This is a genomic window from Leadbetterella sp. DM7, assembly GCF_040829825.2.
Taxonomy (GTDB): domain Bacteria; phylum Bacteroidota; class Bacteroidia; order Cytophagales; family Spirosomataceae; genus Leadbetterella.
Map to the genome: position 1 here is coordinate 38,145 of NZ_JBFOLH020000021.1, position 14,929 is coordinate 53,073.

The window sequence follows — 14,929 nt, forward strand, 5'->3', positions numbered from 1 at the left end:
ATTAATATTTTTACAAATTTAGAATCTTTCTATTTTCAGCGGCCACACTAGGCTCCTTTTTTATATAAAATACATACGGCGTGGGCCTGGAGGCCTTCTTTCCGCCCCACAAAACCCATGGTTTCTGAGGTGGTGGCTTTGACAGAAACCGCATCCGGCTCCAAACCCAGGCATTCGGCTATAACCCTTTTCATTTCCGGGATATACGGGCCTATTTTAGGCTCTTCCAGGATCAGTGTTGAATCGATATTGCCCACCGAATACCCTCTCTCCCCGATCATCTCATTCACCCTGGCCAGGAAATGCTTGCTGTCCATTCCTTTCCATTGCGGATCCGTATTTTTGAAATGTTTCCCGATATCTCCCAGCGACAACGCCCCCAGCATGGCATCACAAATTGCATGCAAAAGCACGTCGGCGTCTGAGTGCCCCATAGAGCCCACGGTATGCGGAATTTTTATTCCTCCCAAACTTAGCTCATACCCTGCGCTGAGCTGATGAACATCATAACCGTGCCCTATTCTGAATTGCATATTTTAATGTATTAAAATCCCAAATTTACGTAATTTTGGGCTTCAATACCATTGTATGATCAATTTCAATTACTTTGAGCTCAATAACGGACTCAAAGTTTATGTACACGAAGACCCGAAGAGCCTCACTGCCGCCTTTAACCTCTGTTATAACGTGGGATCACGCGACGAGCACCCGGAAAAGACCGGCTTTGCCCATCTCTTTGAGCACCTGATGTTCGGCGGTTCACGGCATATTCCTGCATTTGATGAGCCCCTTCAGAAAGCGGGTGGTAATAACAATGCATTTACCTCACCTGACATCACCAATTACTATATTACGCTTCCTGCCCAAAACCTGGAAACCGCCTTCTGGCTGGAATCAGACCGGATGATGGGCCTGTCTTTTGACCCCAAAGTGCTGGAAGTGCAGAAAAACGTGGTTATCGAAGAGTTCAAGCAACGCTATCTCAACCAGCCTTACGGAGATCTATGGCTCAGGTTCAGGCCGCTGATTTACCGGCAGCACCCCTATCAATGGCCTACCATCGGCAAGGAGATCAGCCACATTGAAAACGCAGTGATGGACGATGTAAAAGACTTCTTCTACCGGTATTACCTGCCCAGCAATGCTGTGCTGGCAGTAGCCGGCCCGGTAACGGCCGCTGAAGTGGAAAGGCTGGCCCGGAAATGGTTTGGGGGTATCCCGGCAGGAAAAATCAGCCCGAAAAACTTTCCTGCAGAACCGCCACAAACCGCCCCGCGCCGGCTGGTGCACCAGGCCGAAGTGCCGTTGAAAACCATTTATAAAGCCTACCATACGCCTCAGAAATATGAGCGCGGGCAATACGCGCTCGATCTGTTCGGTGATATTTTCGGGAAAGGACAGACCTCTCCGCTTTACCAGAAGCTGGTCAAAGAGCAGGCGCTGTTTACCGGCATTTCAGCCCAGAATATTTCGTATCTCGACAGTGGGCTGTTCCTTGTGCACGGTTCGCTGGCCCCCGGCATATCCCTGGAAGAAGCCGATCACAGCATAGAACAATGCCTGGAAGACGCGCTGAAAGCAGGCGATTACGAAGAAAAGCTCCGGAAAGTGAAAACGCAGGCCCTCTCTCTTGACAAATTCGGGGAAACTGAAATCCTGAACCGGGCCATGAAGATCGCTTTTGCCGCCAATGCCGGGGACGTGAATCTCGCAAATACAAGCATTCAGCACCTTGAAGCAGTGGGTCACGATGAAATGATCACTTCGGCTCGTAAGTTTTTAACAACCGAAAATTGCAATACCCTGCTTTATTCTCCAATTAGTACGTAAGATACGGCCGGATTGAGCCACTTAAATAACATTTTCTCAAAATAAGAACATTAGGTCTTGTGGCAAATTATTTATAAATTTGCAATGTGTTTATCAGAGGTTACTATGGCAATTGTGATTAAAAGCGTTCCGGTATTAAAAGAGGCAGCAGCTGTCAGGTTTGATAGTAATGCTCAGGATGCTATTGCCCAAAAATCATCTGTTAAATTCTCACAACAAGTGGCGGTTTCTTCAAAAATACTGGCCAAAGCTAAAATCTAAACACAATTTAATGTGAGCTTTCTGTATGAAAAGTGTACACTAAAAGTATACAATAAAGCCATTTTGGAAAATTGCAGGCCTTTTGATTGCGGTAATGATGACTTAAATGAATTCTTTGCCAGAGATGTGCTGAACTATACTTCCGAACTACTTGGAAAAAGTTACTGCTTCATATTTGATGATGATGAAAGTCAGATCGTTGCCGCTTTTACCATTTCTAACGATAGTATAAAAACCTATACCCTTCCAAACGCCCGAAAAAAGAAAATAAATGCGGAAATTCCCCGGCAAAAACAGATGAAGAGCTATCCTGCTGTTTTGATCGGGCGTTTGGGAGTAAACAAAGACTTCAGAAAAATTACCGGAGAAGATAAATCAATAGGTGACCAACTTATGGATTTTGTAAAGTCCTGGTTTATTGACAAAGGAAATAAAACGGGATGCCGCTTCATAGTAGTTGACTCTTATAACGACGTTTTTGATATCCAATTCCTTACTTATCTTTTCAAGATAATGTAGGGCTATATTGCTTTCGCCATTTTACATCCTTCCATACTGTCTTTGCGAAATTCCTAATCTGTCAGCCATATATTCCTGTGAATATTCCTGATTTTCGAAGATATGCTTTTCATTCTGAGCGTCTAATTATTAGAAATTAAATGCATAAATTAGACATTAAATGCATAATTACAAATAAACAAACTTCATAATTTTGCAGGTAGCGAAAAACAAGAGATGTATAGTCAAATTATATGATTTTATTAATAGCACTCTTGCAGAATTATAAAATTAATATGGAGATGTTGCTAATATGGATTCAAAAATTAAGATTGTTACCTTGAAGACAGCGAATCATCTTGATTAATACACCTACGAATTTGGCCGATCCTTTTAGAAAACAACAATTTAATAATCAATTACTTATGAAGTTAAAACTATTAACCCTATTAATAATAATAGGGGCTTGTACCAAGGAAAGAAATGAAAAGTACGAAATTACGGAAGAAGATAGAATGCATGAAGAGCAAGCTATCAGGATAGTTGATGAAGCAGTATCAAATATTGACCAAACTTTATTAGATAAACCGAATAAAGTCGCAAGTCCTGTTTCAAGGCTTCTAGCTAGCTCTGAAGAGGAGAAGGAAATTTCAAGATTCGTTGTCAGTACTCTGTATGACAAAAAACCTTCATTAGTAAGAGTTATCAGCGATGGGGGTATTTATCACGCTAGTTACATTAACTCTGAAGGTGAGAGAAGATCTACTAAAATTCAATTTATAGGGAATAATATCAGATGGGGAAACTCAGAGGGGAGATGGAGAGATCATCCACTTGATGAACAATTATCATATGAGATCAATGGTAAAAAAGTTTTTATCAAAATAACGTATTCGTCTGGAGAAGAATCTACAGACGAATACCAATTATAGTTTTTATCTTAAACTTCAAACCTAATAACTCTCATGAAAAAGAAATTCTTCCTTTTTATTATTTTTTTTGGGCTTACCTGCTGTTCAGTCAATGACCCAACACCATATGGCGGGTGTGGAACCCACAACGGAAAGACACTTTACCGTGGCCCCAAAGGAGGATGTTATTATATCAATTCTAATAATAATAAAACTTATGTTAGCAGAAGTGAGTGTAATTGTTGATTTTACTCATTTACAGGACAAATTAGAACTGTTAAATCTTTCAAAGATTACTGACCCTAAGAAAAACCCTATAACTAACTTAGTGGCGGTAGGAGCTAAAGTGAAGTCATTTCTCTCACTTTATGGCGTAGTCACAGAAACCGGGATAACCTTACCGTTAAAAAAGCGGGAAGCGTTCAGGGCAAAATCAGCCACATAGGCGCCCATCTCAAACGCCATCACCGGGCTCTGGTAGCCGGGGAATGCCTCTTCCAGCATTTCCGTCTGTACAGAACCCAGGGCCAGGCAATTGACTTTTACATTGTACTCTGCCAGTTCAAGGGCCATGCACTCGGTTAAAACGGCCAAAGCGCCCTTGGAGGCCGAGTATGCCGACAGGCCCGGAAATTTCACGCTGCCCTGGTATCCGCCCATGCTGCCGATATTCACAATGTGCCCCCCTTTCAGCATAAACGGAACCAGCGCCTGCGATAGCTTAAAGTGGGCCAGCACATTGGTATTCAGCATCCGGGTGAGCTCTTCGGCAGTGGTCTTCATAAAAGGCTTATTCACCAGCTGCCCTGCGTTGTTGATCAGCACATCTACCGTACCCAATGATTTCAGGACAAAATCCTCCAGCAGGGCCAGGTCATCATTTACCAAATCAAAGCTTACCGGCAGCAGGTTACATTCGGGATTCAGGCCCCGTGCTATTTCCAGCAATCGCCGTAGCTTTCCGGCATTCCTGGATACCGCCACCACCCGGTGCTCTGTTTTACGCACCAGGTCTAAAACAATCTCAAATCCCAGCCCGCTGCCGGCTCCCGTCACTACTATATTCATTTTACGCCTGTTCTGAATTAATCACCCGCAACCCGTCAGTGATTAATTTCGTGTATTCTGTGTTGTTTTCTTTCAGCAAGGCCAGGTAACGGGCGGCTTCTTCTGCCAGCCCGGGCAAGACCCGGCTGGCTATTTCCAAAATTTCCAGGGGCGCTAGCCAGTCGTCCGGATACGCTCTTTTCAACAGGGCCAACAAGTCTTTAAGCTGCCCAGTATGCTCGCCTGACTCCCGGATCTCCCTTATCCTGCTGTAAATATCGTGCAATTTAAGCGTCTTTGCGTCATATTTTATTCTCTCCGTTTTTTTAGGACTGACATGCTGAGTTTCTTCCCAGGCTGATTTGTCGGCTGCCCCGTTAAAAACGCTTACAATAGCCTCTCCTACGGCCATATCGTACGTACCCCATCCCGGTAAAAACAAGGTTTCGCCTTCCGGTCCCTGAACCGTGCATTCCGTAAAAGTAAGCAGCAGCAACTTCCCGTTTCTGAAAAGTGCAGCCTGTAAAACGCCATGCAGCGAGACCCCGCTTTCAAAGTCTAAGCGGCAGGAGCGGTTTCTTTCCCAGCCCCGGCTCAGCAGGTCAGCCGGTGAAAAATCTTCTAAGGGCTTCCGGGTTTCTTTCAGCAGGCCTACGGGCGAAGAAAACCCGTGTGTATGGTAGCTGCGCGAATGCCCTTCCAGCTCTTTCCCCTCATACGACAAGGCAGAGGGTCCGGTTGTCCGGATAAAAGCCGGCCTGCCCCGGGCTGCCTCATAGCCGGTAAAAACTCCGCTTACTTCCAGGCCGGAAGAATACCGGGCCGTGGATACATTTTTGCAGTCCACGGCCTTTTTCAAGCCGGCTTCTCCACCCGTTCTGAAGGCCATGGTGTCGGCAAACTGCTCCAGCACATCCGTCAGGTTACGGAAATCGGGAGTTACAAACAGCTGGGGCTGCGGCCGCGTAATGTCATACGGGTAATGAACGGCCTCCGGCGTATACCACAGCTTGGGCACCGCAGGATTCATACAGGTGCTGCTCTCGCCTATGGAAGACAGGAGACCGGCTCCATAAATTTTCGGGTTTTCCGGGCTGCCTATCAGGCCGTATTCTACGGTCCACCAATGCAGGCGGCTCAGCAACGCCATCTCCGACGGCTCGCCCATCGTGTCGGAAATGAATTGCAGCTGTTCCTCCGCCTCCAGGATCTCCGCCTCAGCTACCCCGGGGGTTTCTTTTAAAATGCTCAGCCGGCGGATGGCTTCGTACAGCTCAAAATCCCGGGCAGAAAACATGGCTTTGGTGCCGATGCTGCCGAAATAGCTCAGGTAACTATTGTATTCGGGTTCTACAATGATGGGCGCATGCCCGGCACTTTCATGAATGATATCGGGAGCCGGCGTATACTCAATATGCTTCAGCTGGCGGATGTCGGCCGCAATCACCAGCACCTTATGCTGCTGGTACTCCATAAAAGCAGAAGGCGGGATAAAGCCGTCAACCGTCACCGCCCCCCAGCCTATTTTTCCCAGGTGGTCATTAATGGTCTGAAGATCGGGAATACACTCAATACTGAGGCCGGCCTGTTGCAGTCCGCGGATATACGGATAATAGGCTACATGCTTCAGGTAGCTGTAATTTTGCCGCATCACGTAACGCCACACAGCCTGGTCTGTCCAGGTGTAGCGATCATAGCACTGGTCTACCACATATTGCCGGAGATAGGCGGGAAGCCGCTCTACCTGTGGGTTATTAAAGGTGTTCATGACAGCTAAGTTACAACTATTAATTGTCAAAGCAAATAATACAAATGATTATTTCTTTTATGCAAAAATCAACCTATATCCTGAAAAATTCTTTTACTTTGCAGGGAAACCGGATGGAACCCTTATGGCGATGAGATTTTACTTTATCAGATTTACGTGGATAGCCTTTATTCTGCTGGGGCTATACCTTATTCTGGATGATTTCAACGACCGTTTTCAAACGGCCCTTTATGCATTATGGATAGTGGTAGGGGTAATCTATTACCTGTTCTCCAAAGACAATTTCAGGCATTTCTGGCTTTCTGTCCTGGTGGCACTGGCCACGGTGGGTACCATTATCTACTACTTTTATTTTAAGAATTGGATGTTGTAAGTACCGGGCGATCCGTTAGTGGCACTTAGCGGAAAACTGCCTGCCACGACTGCCTTCTTACTCCTTTCGGGGTTCTACCAGCAATGTTTTTTCTTTCTCTACAATGACCTGCCCGGCCGCCAGGTTTTTGGCCTTACGCACGTACTTCTTTTGGGTATAAAGCACGGTAACCAGCTTCTCCGATTTCCGTTTGGAATACCCGGCAGCCAGGGAGGCCGCATATTCCAGGACTTCCGATGACGGGTTCGGGCTTTTGATCACCACATGTGAACCGCTTGTATCCCGGGCATGAAGCCACCAGTCGTCCTTACGGGCATATTGGGTGGTCAGCAGATCGTTATTTTTAGCGTTTCGTCCTACCCATATTTTGATCCCTTTACAGGTATATTCTTTAAAAGGGAGATCATCTTTGGCTGCTGCATTGGCTGAAGAAGCCATTTCTTTAGACACGCCTCTCAACTGCCTCAGGTCTTCGGTGCGTTCTATTTCCTGCAACCTTTCTGCCAGTGCTTCCAGCTTACTACCGGCCGCTTCAAGGTTCTTTTGCGCGGTTTCTATTTCGATCTTTTCATTTTTACTTTTCCTGTAGTAGGCCTCCGCATTTTTCTGGGGAGAAAGTTCTTTCTTCAGCCTGATCCGTACCGGTTCACCGGTGTAGAAATTATCCAGCTCCACCTCGGTAGCGCCTTCCTTCACGGCGTGCAGGTTGGCCATGAGAATATTCCCGATCTCTTCGTTTTTCACCCCGGAGAGCAGCTCATCCAGCTTATCCCGGGTGGTGCTGATGTAGTTCCGGGTTTTAGCCATGTCTTTAACGAGCTTTCCCGTGAGGTCAGATTTCAGCCGGTCGAGGGCCGTTACTTTCTGGTACCGGCTCACAAAAGCATTAATGGCCGAAAGGGCATCCGGTTGCTCCTCCCCCTGCAAAAGCGAGAGTTTCGGAACCGGTCCGCCTGAATCTATATAAAACCGCGGATTTTCCAGATAAGCAAGAAGCTGTACAACCTTTTCCCATTTTCCGGGAATATCCAGGCCATCAGCAGCGCGGTCTAAAGCCTCAGACAGGTCTTTCCCCAACGTAAAAAACTGTTTCCGGTAATTCCCGTCCAGGCTTTCAAAAGTGGCAAAATCGGCGTTGAGCTCCCGGTCAAAATCTTCCGGCTTCAGGGTCTTATCGGTCAGCAGCTTATTATTGAACATAGCCGTCAGGGTATTGCCCCGGTAAACCAGGAAGTTCGGCCGGTTACCAAAAAGCTTAATGACCAGGGTGAATTCCTGTCCCAGGGCTATTTTTACGGCCCGCTCATTCTCAAACACCCGGATTTCATTCACCGTATTTCCGTACAGCTCCTCCCACAGCGACACCGAGTTTTTCCTTGCCCGGCTGAACTCGTCTGCCACGGTAACCGATGAAAAATCGGGCTTAAGAATACACTTCAGGTACACATTATTGGAAAACCCCAGAACCAGCTCATCTTTTTCCTGCGAAAAACAGGTCAGCAGCTGCGTTCCGCTCAAAAGCCCGTTCAACGCTGCTGCCAGTTTCCTGAGAAAAAAATAATTATTATGCATTTCCGCTTTTTAGTAAAGTAACAGCTTGTTTTTATACACCCGAAGACAACTGCGCCATAGCCCCTTCCTTTAACGCATAGTTCGATATTTTGATTTTCTTTATCCCGAACGCCTGGAGCAAAAACCGGATCAGTACCATAGCCACCACAATCATGTCTACCCGCAGCTCTTTCATGCCGGCAATACGCATCCGTTCTTCCCGGGTGCTGAAAACCAGCTGCTCATAAGCTATTCCGAACTCTTCTGCCGGGTAGTCAAAACCGGCTATGTCTTCGGGTGGAAAATCACCGGTAGCTTTACAATAATACATATCGTTCAGTGTATCAAAGCTTCCGCTGGAACCGATCATCACCGCTGGCTGATACTGGTGTACCGCGTTGGTGAGGGGTAAAAGCTCTTCACGGAAGTATTGTTCCATTTTATGGATTTCCGGCTGGGAAATCGGGTCTTTTTTCTTGAAACGTTCCAGCAAACGCTGTCCGCCCATCTCAAAGCTCCGCATCCAGAGCACCTTTTCAGGGTTACAAATAATGAACTCCACGCTTCCGCCGCCGATATCCACGATCATGGCCGTTTCTTCTATTGCTACCGCCTGCCTGATCCCCTTATAGATCAGCAAAGCCTCCTCTGCCCCGTCTATCACTTTTACGGAGATCCCGGTTTCCTCCCTGATCCGGGCAAGCACCTCTTCCTTATTGCCGGCAGACCGCAGGGCAGAAGTACCGAAAGCAAACACCCGTTCATCAGGCACCTGGTATGCATCCAGCTTCTCCCTGAAAATTTTCAGCACCCGGATGCTCCTTTCTGCTCCTTCGGGTGTGATTTCGCCACGATTAATGCCTCCCATACCCATTTTTGCCGCAAGCGATTCCTTATAAATCACCCGGTCGTTATCAAAAATCAAAATATGGAAGGTATTTGTACCCAGATCCACAATGGCTGAAATCATATTTAATTATTCGTATATTTGTTGGGTCAAAAGTAACGTATAAAAGTTCACCGGCGACACATACCATCGAATAAGCAATGAATTTTACAGTTTTTCACCCTGTCTGCAGGCAGGGCAGGTTATTTATTTATTCCCCATCTCCCCTGTTTTTATGGAAACTATAGGATACGTGGTTGCTATAGCCATAGGGGTCTCTCTCGGCATGATCGGAGGCGGAGGTTCTATCCTCACCATTCCCCTGCTGGTGTACATTTTCGGCATTGACCCGGTTTTAGCCACAGTTTACTCCCTCTTTATAGTGGGTTCTACCAGCCTGGTAGGCGGTATTCCCAAATATACCCAGGGCCTGGTCAACCTGAAAACGGCTCTTTTATTCGGAATCCCCTCCATTTTGTCCGTTTTACTGACCCGGGCTTTTATCGCCCCGGCCATTCCTACCCATATCCTGCGTATCGGGAATTTCCACCTGACCAAGCCGGTGTTCCTGATGCTGCTTTTTGCCTCGCTGATGATAGGGGCCTCGCTGTCTATGATAAAAGACAGGAAGTCATCTCCAAAATTGAGCCGGAGCAAACCGTCCGACTACAAAACAGCGTGGATCATGCTTGAAGGTATCCTGGTGGGCCTGCTGACCGGCCTGGTAGGCGCCGGAGGCGGATTTCTCATTATCCCCGCGCTGATCATGTTCGGGCGCTTACCCATGAAAATAGCTGTGGGCACCTCCCTGATTATTATTGCAGCCAACTCGCTGATCGGATTCCTCGGCGGACTGGCCCATCACCGCGACGAGATCGACTGGAAATTCATGATCACCATCACCCTCCTGGCCATTTCCGGGATATTTATCGGGCACCGGATTTCAAAAAAATGGGACGGAGAGAAGCTGAAAAAAAACTTTGGACGGCTTATTTTGGTTTTAGGTATAATGATCCTTCTCAATGAGGGCATCAAAATCATCAAAATGTAATGAAAATAGAACAAATATATACCGGATGCCTGGCCCAGGGCGCTTATTACATCAGCAGTAACGGAGAAGCCGCTATCATTGATCCGCTCCGCGAAGTAGCCCCGTATATCCGGAGAGCCGAAAAAGACCAGGCCACCATCAAATATATCTTTGAAACCCATTTTCATGCCGACTTTGTGAGCGGGCATCTCGACCTGGCCCAAAAAACCGGGGCTGAGATCATATACGGGCCTACCGCCCGGCCTGACTTTACGGCACACATAGCCCATGACGGCGAGCTGCTCACGCTGGGAGACGTGAAGATCAAAGTAATTCATACCCCCGGCCATACCCTTGAAAGCTCCTGCTACCTGCTTATTGATGAAACCGGCAAAGAAACAGCCCTGTTTACCGGCGACACCCTGTTTATAGGCGATGTGGGCCGGCCCGACCTCGCACAGAAGGTCTCTTCAGATCTTACACAGGATAAGCTGGCCGGCATGCTGTACGACTCGCTTCACAACAAGATCATGCCACTGGCCGACGATATCACCGTATACCCGGCCCACGGCGCAGGAAGCGCCTGCGGCAAAAACATGAGCAAGGAGACCTCCGACTCGTTGGGCCACCAGAAAGCCACCAACTATGCGCTTCAGCCCATGAGCAAGGAGCAGTTTATCCGGGAGGTGACCGACGGCCTTTTGCCGCCACCCGCCTATTTCCCGGAAAATGTGATGATGAATATCAAAGGGTACGAAAGCATTGACACGGTCATCAAAAGGGGCTCTGAGCCCTTAAGTCCCGATGCATTTGAAGCCGCTGCCAATGAAACCGGTGCCCTTATACTGGATACCCGTGACCCGCAGGACTTTGCCCGTGGCTTCATCCCCAATTCCATCAATATCGGTATCGACGGCAGCTTTGCACCCTGGGTGGGCGCATTGATCACCGACATCCGCCAGGAGATCCTGCTGGTGACGGATCCCGGCCGGGAAGAAGAAGTGGTCACCCGCCTGGCCCGCGTAGGATACGATCACACCGCCGGTTACCTGCAGGGAGGTTTTGACGCCTGGAAAGAAGCCGGAAAAGAAACCGATACCATCCGGTCGGTTAGCGCGGAAGACCTGAACGGTATTCAGAAGCAAAACCCCGGAATCAACATCCTGGATGTCCGGAAACAGAATGAATTCCAGTCCGAACACATCGCAAACGCCGAAAATATGCCGCTTGATTATATTAATGAGCACTTCGGAGAGCTGGACAGGGAAAAAGAATACTACATACACTGCGCCGGCGGCTACCGCTCTATGATTTTTGCTTCTATCCTGAAATCCAGGGGATTTGAAAAAGTGACCGACATCCGGGGCGGATTCAAAGCCATCCGGGAAAGCGGCCTTTTCTCTCTTACTGATTTTGTTTGTCCCGATACGCTGAAAAACTGACCCGTCATGGCCAACAACTGGAAAAAGCTTTCCTCCGAAACCGTCTATGAAAATGCCTGGATTGAAGTACAGCATCATGAAGTGATCAATCCCTCAGGCGGGCCCGGAATTTACGGGCAGGTCAACTTCAAAAACCTGGCTATCGGGGTTGTACCGCTGGATGCCGGCGGCAACACCTACCTGGTGGGGCAGCACCGTTTCCCTATTGACGAATATACCTGGGAAATTCCGGAAGGCGGTTGCCCGGAAAATGAAGATATGCTGGACTGCGCCAAAAGAGAGCTCATGGAAGAAACGGGGCTTCGGGCCGACAAATGGACCCTCATTTCCAGGATACACACCTCCAATTCGGTATGCAATGAAACCGGCTTTATCTTCTTGGCCGAAGAGCTGACCATGGGTACGGCCGAGCCCGAGGAAACAGAAGACCTGACCCTGAAAAAGCTTCCGCTGGAAGAAGCCTTCCGGATGGTCATGGCCAATGAGATCACCGACTCGCTTTCAGTGGCCGGTATCCTCAAAACAAGGATCCTGAAAGCCGGTTCAAAAGAGAATTAAGGCCTGTCCTGCCCTGAATAAAACAGACTGATTCTAAATTACTTACGAAAAGCACCCTTCTTCCTAAAAAAGCGCGGCTATTTTTAGGCGAAATACTATTTTTTTCGATATTGCGCTATAATACAATTCAAAATCAATGACTTATCCCGAGGCTCATTGATCAGATTCAACCTATAAAGCAAATGAAAACTTTAAAAAAAACCGGCCTCATCCTGGCCGGTCTCGTCACAGTTATCCTGGCGGCTGCTCTTCTTGTTCTTTTCCTGTATTTCCCGAATGTTGACCCGGCCCCTGACCTGAAAGTAGAGCTTACCCCTGAAAAAATAAAACGCGGCGAGTACCTGGCCAATTCCGTGACCGTCTGCATGGATTGTCATTCGCAAAGAGACTGGGAAAGCTATGCCGGCCCGCCGAAACCCGGCACCCTGGGCATGGGAGGTGAATTATTTGCCCGCGAGTTTGGCTTCCCCGGGATATTCTATTCGAAAAATATTACTCCTTTTGCGCTTAAAGACTGGACAGACGGCGAGATTTACAGGACCATCACCAGCGGGGTAAACCGCGAAGGTGAAGCGCTGTTCCCGGTCATGCCCTTCCATTTATACAGCCGCCTGCACGATGATGACATCCATTCCATCATTGCTTACCTGAGAACCCTCCCGCCCATTGAGAATACTGTTCCGGAACGTACGGTCGACTTCCCCTTTAACCTCATCCTGCGCACCCTCCCGATCCGGAAAAGCCCGGTTGGGCGTATCCCGCCGAAAAGTGATCCGGTCGCTTACGGGGCATATATGACCACTGCTGCGGGGTGTATAGAATGTCATACGCCGGTGAAAGACGGGCAGTTGATAGAAGACCAGGTTTTTTCAGGAGGAAGAGAATTTGCCATGCCGGGCGGCACCCTCATATCACCCAACATCACCCCGGATGAAACGGGCCTGGGTCACTGGACAGCCGATCAGTTTGTGCAAACCTTCAAACAATACCAGGACAGCACCTGGAAATCGCCCCGGCTGACTGTAAACGACCCTAATACCCTCATGCCATGGATCATGTACAGCCACATGGAGGAAGATGACCTGAGGGCCATTTTCGCTTACCTGCAGACCCTGCCGCCGGTCAGCCGTACGGTACAGAAGTTTTCCGGGGGGAAGTAAAGCCGGCTTACTGGATATTTTCAAGCCCTTTGATCGGCTCCACCGCTTTGTGGTGGGTCAGGTCAAAGTGGCAGGGAAACACGGAAACGTAATTGTTTTCCAGTGCCCAGATATCCGTGTCTGTCGAATCGGGTTCCGTATTAACGTAATGTCCCCCCATCCAGAAATAAGGCCTTCCGCTGGGATCTCTCCGGGCGTCAAACTCTTCTTTCCAGTATCCCCGGGTCTGGCGGCCCACTTTGACCCCCCGGATGGGCTCGGCAGAAGCTTTCGGGAAATTCACGTTAAGCGCAGTATCGGCCGGCAGGCCTTCGTTTAGCACCCAGGCGGCAATTTCACGTACGTACCTCCGGACATGCCCGAAATCGGCATCATAATTAAAATCATCCAGCGAAAAGCCGATAGACGGTATCCCTTCAATGGCACCTTCTATAGCAGCCGACATCGTACCCGAATAGATCACGGAAATAGACGAGTTGGACCCGTGATTGATACCGCTGACCAGCAGGTCGATCTTTCTTCCCTTCAGGAACTCGTGTTTGGCCAGCTTTACGCAGTCGGCCGGTGTGCCTGAGCATTCGTACGACTCAATAAGACCGAAAATAGGTGATTTTTTTATATGGATGGTGCTGGCTACCGTAATGGCATGTCCCATTCCCGAATTCGGGCTGTCAGGAGCTACCACAAATACTTCACCCAGCTCCGACATTTCTTCGATCAGTACTTTTATTCCTTTCGAGGTAATTCCGTCATCGTTGGTAACTAAAATCAGAGGCTTCATGTTGAATTTAATGTAAATTGTACGCAAAAGTACGCAATCTGTACAGCACTTATGTAAAGAAACTTTTATTTCTTCCCGCCCTTAAGCTATCTTTGTACTCCTTATATTTTAAAACGTATATTCATGCATATCGCCATTACCGGCAACATAGGTGCAGGCAAAACCACGCTGGCAGAAAAGCTGGCGGAACATTACGGCTGGGAAGTTTACTACGAAGCGGTAGACGGCAACCCCTATCTCGCCCCATTTTACGACGACATGCCCCTCTGGTCATTTCATCTCCAGATCTTCTTTCTCAACACCCGTTTTGAGCAGGTGCTGAAAATCAAGGAGCAGGACGAAAAAACCATTATCCAGGACCGCACCATTTACGAAGACGCCTATATTTTTGCCCAGAATCTCTACGACAGCGGGCACATGAATGAAGTAGACTTCAACACCTATAAAGGCCTATTCAACACCATTATGCGGGCCATTTCACCCCCTGACCTGATGATCTACCTGAAGGCTGACCTTCCCCGCCTGCAGAAGGGGATCCGGAAAAGAGGCCGTGAATACGAACAGAACATGGATCCTGCCTACCTGCTGGGCCTGAACAGGTTGTACCAGCAGTTTGCCGGTCAGTACCACCACGGAAAATTCCTGGAAATCGACGTCAACGACCTCGATTTTGTAGAGAAAGCCGATGACTTCAAAAAAATCACCGATGTGCTGGAAAAAACCATCAATATCGGCACCCAGCTGAAGATTTAACTTTATTTATAATTTCGGCTTCCGATTTATTGAATGCTATTTAGTTATTTTGTCCAAATTTCTTCAGAATAATCTATTTA

The 14,929-nt window shown here is 48.0% G+C and carries 16 protein-coding genes; 10 read left to right on the forward strand and 6 right to left on the reverse strand.

Annotated elements, in window-relative coordinates; translation table 11 throughout:
- Positions 1-47 precede the first annotated feature (47 nt).
- The gene (ispF, locus tag AB2U10_RS17835) at positions 48-533 is read right to left on the reverse strand and encodes a 2-C-methyl-D-erythritol 2,4-cyclodiphosphate synthase (RefSeq protein ID WP_367916336.1); all 486 of its coding nucleotides are present in this window, start codon (positions 531-533) and stop codon (positions 48-50) included.
- Between the two features lie 55 nt (positions 534-588).
- Between ispF and AB2U10_RS17840 the strand changes: the two genes are divergently transcribed.
- The 4 genes from AB2U10_RS17840 (at position 589) to AB2U10_RS17855 (ending at position 3,521) form a co-directional block, all read left to right on the forward strand.
- Entirely contained in the window at positions 589-1,830 is a 1,242-nt protein-coding gene (locus tag AB2U10_RS17840; RefSeq protein WP_367916335.1) for a M16 family metallopeptidase, read from the forward strand.
- 105 nt (positions 1,831-1,935) lie between these two features.
- Positions 1,936-2,091 (forward strand): hypothetical protein, encoded by a 156-nt coding sequence (locus AB2U10_RS17845; RefSeq protein ID WP_367916334.1) that lies wholly within the window; start codon positions 1,936-1,938, stop codon positions 2,089-2,091.
- Between the two features lie 12 nt (positions 2,092-2,103).
- Positions 2,104-2,610, forward strand: a complete 507-nt coding sequence (locus AB2U10_RS17850; protein WP_367916333.1) for an N-acetyltransferase — start codon at positions 2,104-2,106, stop codon at positions 2,608-2,610.
- A gap of 404 nt (positions 2,611-3,014) precedes the next feature.
- A complete protein-coding gene (locus AB2U10_RS17855) occupies positions 3,015-3,521 on the forward strand; it encodes a hypothetical protein (RefSeq protein ID WP_367916332.1) in 507 nt (168 codons plus the stop codon).
- Positions 3,522-3,866: 345 nt separating this feature from the next.
- Here the strand turns inward: AB2U10_RS17855 and AB2U10_RS17860 are convergent, their stop codons facing one another.
- Together AB2U10_RS17860 and AB2U10_RS17865 are read right to left on the reverse strand one after the other, a co-directional pair.
- Entirely contained in the window at positions 3,867-4,568 is a 702-nt protein-coding gene (locus tag AB2U10_RS17860) for an SDR family oxidoreductase (RefSeq protein WP_367916331.1), read from the reverse strand.
- 1 nt (position 4,569) lies between these two features.
- Positions 4,570-6,315: an aromatic amino acid hydroxylase gene (locus AB2U10_RS17865; protein ID WP_367916330.1), complete on the reverse strand. Its 1,746-nt coding sequence runs from the start codon at positions 6,313-6,315 to the stop codon at positions 4,570-4,572.
- Positions 6,316-6,445: 130 nt separating this feature from the next.
- On the opposite strand from AB2U10_RS17865, the gene AB2U10_RS17870 reads away from it, so the two are divergent.
- A complete protein-coding gene (locus AB2U10_RS17870) occupies positions 6,446-6,688 on the forward strand; it encodes a hypothetical protein (protein WP_367916329.1) in 243 nt (80 codons plus the stop codon).
- A gap of 57 nt (positions 6,689-6,745) precedes the next feature.
- Here the strand turns inward: AB2U10_RS17870 and AB2U10_RS17875 are convergent, their stop codons facing one another.
- Together AB2U10_RS17875 and AB2U10_RS17880 are read right to left on the reverse strand one after the other, a co-directional pair.
- Positions 6,746-8,260, reverse strand: a complete 1,515-nt coding sequence (locus AB2U10_RS17875; RefSeq protein ID WP_367916328.1) for an NFACT RNA binding domain-containing protein — start codon at positions 8,258-8,260, stop codon at positions 6,746-6,748.
- Between the two features lie 31 nt (positions 8,261-8,291).
- The gene (locus AB2U10_RS17880; protein ID WP_367916327.1) at positions 8,292-9,209 is read right to left on the reverse strand and encodes a Ppx/GppA phosphatase family protein; all 918 of its coding nucleotides are present in this window, start codon (positions 9,207-9,209) and stop codon (positions 8,292-8,294) included.
- Positions 9,210-9,360: 151 nt separating this feature from the next.
- Between AB2U10_RS17880 and AB2U10_RS17885 the strand changes: the two genes are divergently transcribed.
- The 4 genes from AB2U10_RS17885 (at position 9,361) to AB2U10_RS17900 (ending at position 13,315) form a co-directional block, all read left to right on the forward strand.
- The gene (locus AB2U10_RS17885) at positions 9,361-10,176 is read left to right on the forward strand and encodes a sulfite exporter TauE/SafE family protein (protein WP_367916326.1); all 816 of its coding nucleotides are present in this window, start codon (positions 9,361-9,363) and stop codon (positions 10,174-10,176) included.
- Complete coding sequence (locus AB2U10_RS17890) at positions 10,176-11,597, forward strand: MBL fold metallo-hydrolase (protein WP_367916325.1); 1,422 nt, start codon at positions 10,176-10,178, stop codon at positions 11,595-11,597. Before AB2U10_RS17885 ends, AB2U10_RS17890 begins: the two co-directional genes overlap by 1 nt.
- Before the next feature lie 6 nt (positions 11,598-11,603).
- Positions 11,604-12,155: an NUDIX domain-containing protein gene (locus AB2U10_RS17895; RefSeq protein WP_367916324.1), complete on the forward strand. Its 552-nt coding sequence runs from the start codon at positions 11,604-11,606 to the stop codon at positions 12,153-12,155.
- Positions 12,156-12,337: 182 nt separating this feature from the next.
- Positions 12,338-13,315: a c-type cytochrome gene (locus AB2U10_RS17900; RefSeq protein WP_367916323.1), complete on the forward strand. Its 978-nt coding sequence runs from the start codon at positions 12,338-12,340 to the stop codon at positions 13,313-13,315.
- 7 nt (positions 13,316-13,322) lie between these two features.
- Here AB2U10_RS17900 and surE read toward each other — a convergent pair whose 3' ends face one another.
- Complete coding sequence (gene surE / locus AB2U10_RS17905) at positions 13,323-14,096, reverse strand: 5'/3'-nucleotidase SurE (RefSeq protein WP_367916322.1); 774 nt, start codon at positions 14,094-14,096, stop codon at positions 13,323-13,325.
- 123 nt (positions 14,097-14,219) lie between these two features.
- On the opposite strand from surE, the gene AB2U10_RS17910 reads away from it, so the two are divergent.
- Positions 14,220-14,849 (forward strand): deoxynucleoside kinase, encoded by a 630-nt coding sequence (locus tag AB2U10_RS17910; protein ID WP_367916321.1) that lies wholly within the window; start codon positions 14,220-14,222, stop codon positions 14,847-14,849.
- Positions 14,850-14,929: the final 80 nt, after the last annotated feature.

Coding starts and splice junctions, on each gene's coding strand:
- AB2U10_RS17870 (WP_367916329.1), top strand. CDS start 6,446: ATGAGATTTTACTTTATCAGATTTACGTGGATAGCCTTTATTCTGCTG.
- AB2U10_RS17840 (WP_367916335.1), top strand. CDS start 589: ATGATCAATTTCAATTACTTTGAGCTCAATAACGGACTCAAAGTTTAT.
- AB2U10_RS17855 (WP_367916332.1), top strand. CDS start 3,015: ATGAAGTTAAAACTATTAACCCTATTAATAATAATAGGGGCTTGTACC.
- AB2U10_RS17890 (WP_367916325.1), top strand. CDS start 10,176: ATGAAAATAGAACAAATATATACCGGATGCCTGGCCCAGGGCGCTTAT.
- AB2U10_RS17885 (WP_367916326.1), top strand. CDS start 9,361: ATGGAAACTATAGGATACGTGGTTGCTATAGCCATAGGGGTCTCTCTC.
- AB2U10_RS17880 (WP_367916327.1), bottom strand. CDS start 9,209: ATGATTTCAGCCATTGTGGATCTGGGTACAAATACCTTCCATATTTTG.
- AB2U10_RS17900 (WP_367916323.1), top strand. CDS start 12,338: ATGAAAACTTTAAAAAAAACCGGCCTCATCCTGGCCGGTCTCGTCACA.
- AB2U10_RS17875 (WP_367916328.1), bottom strand. CDS start 8,260: ATGCATAATAATTATTTTTTTCTCAGGAAACTGGCAGCAGCGTTGAAC.
- AB2U10_RS17845 (WP_367916334.1), top strand. CDS start 1,936: ATGGCAATTGTGATTAAAAGCGTTCCGGTATTAAAAGAGGCAGCAGCT.
- AB2U10_RS17865 (WP_367916330.1), bottom strand. CDS start 6,315: ATGAACACCTTTAATAACCCACAGGTAGAGCGGCTTCCCGCCTATCTC.
- AB2U10_RS17910 (WP_367916321.1), top strand. CDS start 14,220: ATGCATATCGCCATTACCGGCAACATAGGTGCAGGCAAAACCACGCTG.
- ispF (WP_367916336.1), bottom strand. CDS start 533: ATGCAATTCAGAATAGGGCACGGTTATGATGTTCATCAGCTCAGCGCA.
- AB2U10_RS17895 (WP_367916324.1), top strand. CDS start 11,604: ATGGCCAACAACTGGAAAAAGCTTTCCTCCGAAACCGTCTATGAAAAT.
- surE (WP_367916322.1), bottom strand. CDS start 14,096: ATGAAGCCTCTGATTTTAGTTACCAACGATGACGGAATTACCTCGAAA.
- AB2U10_RS17860 (WP_367916331.1), bottom strand. CDS start 4,568: ATGAATATAGTAGTGACGGGAGCCGGCAGCGGGCTGGGATTTGAGATT.